Origin of the sequence: Synechococcus sp. 65AY6A5, assembly GCF_002760415.1 — a bacterium.
In the GTDB taxonomy this organism is placed as follows: domain Bacteria; phylum Cyanobacteriota; class Cyanobacteriia; order Thermostichales; family Thermostichaceae; genus Thermostichus.
This window is the reverse complement of the sequence record NZ_AXUW01000001.1, coordinates 1,346,239-1,351,152: the sequence shown is the minus strand read 5'-3', so window position 1 is coordinate 1,351,152 and position 4,914 is coordinate 1,346,239. Positions and strand designations below refer to the sequence as shown.

Here is a 4,914-nt window from a genome sequence, read left to right as displayed (position 1 = left end):
GGTAAAGCTCTACCCAGACACCGTTTTTTACGAGAGGACGTATCTTAACTTTCCTGTGTTTCTGTCTAGTCAGGTGCAGACGGTTATCGACATCGGAGCTGGGGTAGGCCTTGGTAGCTTTTGTTTTCGGGGTTTCTGCCCTGAGGCGGCCATTCATTGTTTTGAGGTGGATCCCCTAGCTCTACACCTGCTGCGGCAGAATATTCTCAGCTTGGGCAACTGCTTTGTGCATTCGGTAGCTCTACGCCTGCTGCGGCAGAATATTCTCAGCTTGGGCAACTGCTTTGTGCATTCGGTGGGGCTGGCGGGGCAGGATAGTTGCAGAACCCGTCGCCTCTGGCCGGAGGATCCTCAGGCCGAGTGGGGAGTGGAGCAGCTGCTCCCTTTCCGGGAAGCTAGGGCAGCCCTCAAGGAGTTGGGTTTGGAGCCCATCGATGTGCTCAGGGTGGCTACAGGTGGGAACGAGGTGGAGGTGTTGACCAGCTTGCAAGAGCAGCTCAAAGACATCAAGGTGATTTACGTGGAGTTTACTTCTGAGCAAGACCGCAAGCAGATTGACCAGATGTTGGATCCTACCCATCTCCTCTGGCAGGGAGAAGTTGTAGCAGGCCAAAGAGGAGTCCTTTGCTATCTAAGCAGAGCTTGCTTTGTCGACAACAATTCAAGCCTTGGAGGAGAGACTTAAGGTTATAAACTCAACCATTATCGTTACGGCTGCTGACAGCAAGTTTTTTGAATTGGTTCAGGGGACTATTCTCTCCATCCGAGAGAAACCTCAGGGGCACTCTGTAGATATTGGATTCTTGGATGTAGGCTGTACACCGGAGCAGTTGCAATGGATAGGTCAGTACGTTGACCACATCGTTGAGCCAGGTTGGAACTATGATATTCCCGACATTGATAGACAACCCAAGTATCTCAAGGCACTAGTTTCTAGGCCTTTCCTTCCTGAATACTTTCCAGGCTATGAAGTTTATATTTGGATTGATGCAGATGCTTGGGTGCAAGATTGGTCTGCAATTTATCTTCTTGCTTTGGGAGCAAAAAGAAAGGGCTTTGCAATAGTCCCGGGGTTATTTGCTAAACACAGCACCAAATCCGTGAGACACGCTTGGATAACTTTGCAATATAGTCGCTACTTTCACTACACGGATTTTGCTGGTTTAGAGATAGAGCCTTTGCTGAATGCCGGTGTGTTTTCTGGTGCCAGACAGTCTATTCATTGGTCAATATGGGGCAAAAGATTAGGTCAAGCTATTTCTAGGTGCCTTGATTTGTGGACAGACCAGTTTGCTCTAAACGTGGCTATTTATAGAGATATAGGTCTGGATAGAGTTGAACTTTTGCCATTAAATTGCAACTGGCTAGCCCATTGTGAGATGCCCCAATGGGATTTGCAAAGGAAGATTTGGGTGGATCCTTTTCCACCTCACAATCCAGTAGGAATCATACATCTTACAGCCGACGTTAAGGTGAGACCAACTCATATTGCGCTTACAACTGAAGGTTTTAAGATTGAAGCTAGCTTGCGGTATGCAGGCATCATCTCCACTCCGGTCAAGAGATACGACTACGTATCGCCTAACCAGATTAGAATACATCTTGACCATAGCTTTCCTTCAATGATTGCGGCCGAGCCAAGCTCTCACCCCTGGCCTTATCTACGGAAAGAAGTTCCTCACCTTTGGCATACGGATCTACGTCAACCTACCATCGGCTTTGTTAGTCGGGACGAGGCACACATTCTGTACAATACTGCGCTAAAGTTTCGAGGAAAATCTGCTCTGGAGATCGGCTGTTGGTTGGGCTGGTCAACCGCTCACTTGGCAGCAGGAGGAGTTGCCCTTGATGTGGTGGACCCTGCTCTGGCTGATCCTCAAGTCTATGCAAGCGTTGATCAGTCTCTCCGCTCAGCTGGAGTCCGCTCCAACGTCAGCCTCTACCCTGGCTACAGCCCAGGGAAGGTAGAGGAAATTGCCCAGCAAGAGGATTGTCGCTGGTCTCTGATTTTCATTGATGGGAATCATGACTCACCAGCCCCCTTGCAGGATGCTCAAGTGGCAGAGCGCTATGCTGCTGAGGATGCCTTGATTCTGTTTCATGATCTAGCCTCGCCGGATGTGGCTGAAGGTTTGAATTACTTGATTCTGTTTCATGATCTAGCCTCGCCGGATGTGGCTGAAGGTTTGAATTACTTGAGAGACAGGGGCTGGAACACGATGATTTACCAGACCATGCAAATTATGGGAGTGGCCTGGCGAGGCAATGTCAGGCCCGTTGAGCATATTCCAGACCCTGCTGTGAATTGGACATTGCCAGAGCACCTCAAGGACTATCCGGTCTGTAACCTTGAGTTGTCTAGGGTGCTAGAGAAAGTTAAATCTTTTACCTTGCTGGGCTTTGAGCGTCTTTGGAGCCTTTATTCACTGGCTAAGCAGGTTTGTGAAGAAGACATTCCTGGGAACTTTGTAGAATGTGGTGTTTGCAGGGGTGGAAGCTCAGCTTTGCTGGCCTGGGTGATTAAGAACTACAGCCGTCGACCTCGCAAGCTATATGCTTTCGATACCTTCTCAGGTATGCCTGATCCAACAGAGGTGGATCGAGATTATCGAGGAGTTGCTTCCAACGATACGGGTTTTGGATCCGGTGCTTTAGCGGCACCCATTTCGGAGAACTTAGAGGTGATTGCCAAGGAACTGGGAGTTTGGGATCTCATTGTCCCCGTGCCAGGGCTCTTTTCCGACACCTTGCCTGCCTATCGAGAGCAAGTGGGTGAGATTGCTCTGCTGCATGCAGATGCTGACTGGTATCAATCAACGATGGATATTTTTCATCATTTCTATGATCAGGTTCATTCCCAAGGATTCATCCAAATCGATGATTACGGACACTGGCAAGGGTGTTGGAAAGCTGTTCATGACTTCGAGCAGGAAATCAGAGCCTTTTTTCAGCTCCATAGTGTCGATTACACAGGAGTTTGGCTGAGTCCTTCTGAGAACTGGCTAGTGGTTAGAGATGGCCTAACAGAAATCTCTAAATCAGAAAGGATCCGCCTGAGCAAGATCAACGTGGGCCTTTTCCCCTACTGGGAAATGGAGACAGAGCAGCTTATCCAAGAACTGGAGGGCTTGCTGGAGCCAATTCTGCGCAGTCCTCAGCCAGAAGACTATGCTCTGATCTTCCTAGGGGATCCGGATCCGCAACTGGCCAATCAAACTCTGGAGATAGCTGCAGGCAACATAGCTCTCAGGCTCATGGAAGAGGGGTTAGAGCTCAGTAGAGAGCCGTTCTGTTCAGTGGTAGCTGGCTTGAACCCCTATCAATGGGAGAGACTTATTCCCCAACTCAACTATCGCTATCCCTTGAAGCGGGAGCGCTTTCCCAAGGGATTACGGCCTGCTATTCAAAAGCTACCTGTGTTGCTGTTGGCCTCCTAGGGATCCATCTGTTGTCTTGAGTTACTTGGCTGTCTACAGGGCGTCTGGATCTACCCCTAGCTCTTGTAGCTTCCGGGCCAGGCGCCCTGCCCGTTGTTCGGCCTGCTCAGCCCTTTGCCGCTCCAGTTCGGCCTCAGTGGGTACCAGTTCCCCAGCAGCAGTGGCCCAGCGAATCCAGGTGGCCTCGATGTCCCGAAACCTGCCCTCCCACTTTACTAGGTACAATCCCAAAACCTCGCTCGGCAAGCAACCCTCTGCATCCTCTTGAATTGGCTCATAGCGGCCGCCCCTTAGCCGAAACCCCGCCCAGTCCTCTGGCTCAAACGGGTCAAACCAAAAGTACTCCGGCACCCGGATAATCTGCTCATAAAGTTGCTTTTTGCTTGTCTTGTCCTCCTGGGCAGTGCTGGGAGAAAGAAGCTCAATCACCACGTCCGGCCCTTTGCCCTGCTCCCAAATCACCCAGCTTTTGCGCTCGCCTTTAGGCACACCCAACACCACAAAATAATCCGGCCCTTTGAAATTGCGGCCGCGGGTCTGCTCCAAGCTGTAGTAGAGAAACATATTGCCACCGACAAAGCCATCAGGGCGCTGCTGCAGCCAGGTTTGGGTAGTGGAGATGAGCAAGTCCATCTGGCACCTGTGCCGCCAGCTTTCCATAGGTTCGCTGTCGTCGTAGGGGAGCTCGTCTTGGGTGGGGGGCAACTCGGGTAGATAAACCGGATCCAGCACCTCAGTAATTGGGTTCGGGTTAGTCATTGCCAGTTCTCCTCTCTTTACCCTTACAAGGTATCGGGATCCACCCCCAGCTCCCGCAGCTTCTGGGCCAGGCGCTCTGCTCATTGTTCGGCCTGCTCAGCCCTTTGCCGCTCCAGTTCGGCCTCGGTGGGCACCAATTCCCCAGAAGCAGTGGCCCAGCAAACCCACGCGGCCTCAATGTCTGGAAACCTTCCCCCATCTTATTGTTGCCAGCAAAGCAGCTGGGGCGCTGCTGCGACCAGGCTTGGGTAACGCAGATGAGTGAGTCCATTTGGCACTTGCGCTGCCAGCTTTCCGCGAATGCACCGTCTAACTTGGTAGGTGTGTAGGTATAATCAGCACTTAGCTCCTGACTTTGTCATTATGGATGCACGTAGGGCAGGATAGTGCAAAACTAGCCCTCTTTGTAGCCTGGGCAGAAGCTACACTTTGTCAGCAGCACTGATTAGAAGGACGAGCCATGGAAAATTCCAACAAAGAAACTCTGCAACCGCGAGTTCTCCTGAGCTGGCCAATTCCGCCAGACTACGTCCCACCGCCGCAGTTTTCAGATCGGCAAGTAACTGTCTGTCCCAAAGAAAAAGTGGGGGGCTTTGGACTAGGCTATGTCAACCGTCGTGAAGGCTTAGTGGAGTGTCCGGAAGGAGATTATGACCTCTATGACTTTGTCCAGCAGTCTGAGCAGATTGTGGATAAAGAGTTTGACTTGGTGATTGTA

3 protein-coding genes and 1 pseudogene are annotated in these 4,914 nt (G+C 51.1%); 3 read left to right on the top strand and 1 reads right to left on the bottom strand.

What is annotated here, in order from left to right; all coding sequences use genetic code 11:
* Positions 1 to 685, top strand: a 685-nt coding sequence (locus tag SYN65AY6A5_RS06455; RefSeq protein WP_143597143.1) for an FkbM family methyltransferase, incomplete at its 5' end; no start/stop codon positions are given.
* Positions 648 to 3,437, top strand: a complete 2,790-nt coding sequence (locus tag SYN65AY6A5_RS06450; protein WP_240530997.1) for a TylF/MycF/NovP-related O-methyltransferase — start codon at positions 648 to 650, stop codon at positions 3,435 to 3,437. The genes SYN65AY6A5_RS06455 and SYN65AY6A5_RS06450, both read left to right, overlap by 38 nt.
* A gap of 33 nt (positions 3,438 to 3,470) precedes the next feature.
* On the opposite strand, the gene SYN65AY6A5_RS06445 is transcribed toward SYN65AY6A5_RS06450, so the two are convergent.
* Entirely contained in the window at positions 3,471 to 4,196 is a 726-nt protein-coding gene (locus tag SYN65AY6A5_RS06445) for a Uma2 family endonuclease (protein ID WP_099884091.1), read from the bottom strand.
* A gap of 460 nt (positions 4,197 to 4,656) precedes the next feature.
* Between SYN65AY6A5_RS06445 and SYN65AY6A5_RS06440 the strand changes: the two are divergent.
* Positions 4,657 to 4,914, top strand: a pseudogene (locus tag SYN65AY6A5_RS06440) (glycosyl transferase family 1); the annotation flags it as partial.

What these genes read in the sequence shown, in the direction of transcription:
- SYN65AY6A5_RS06445 (WP_099884091.1), bottom strand. Translation starts at nt 4,196, where the DNA reads ATGACTAACCCGAACCCAATTACTGAGGTGCTGGATCCGGTTTATCTA.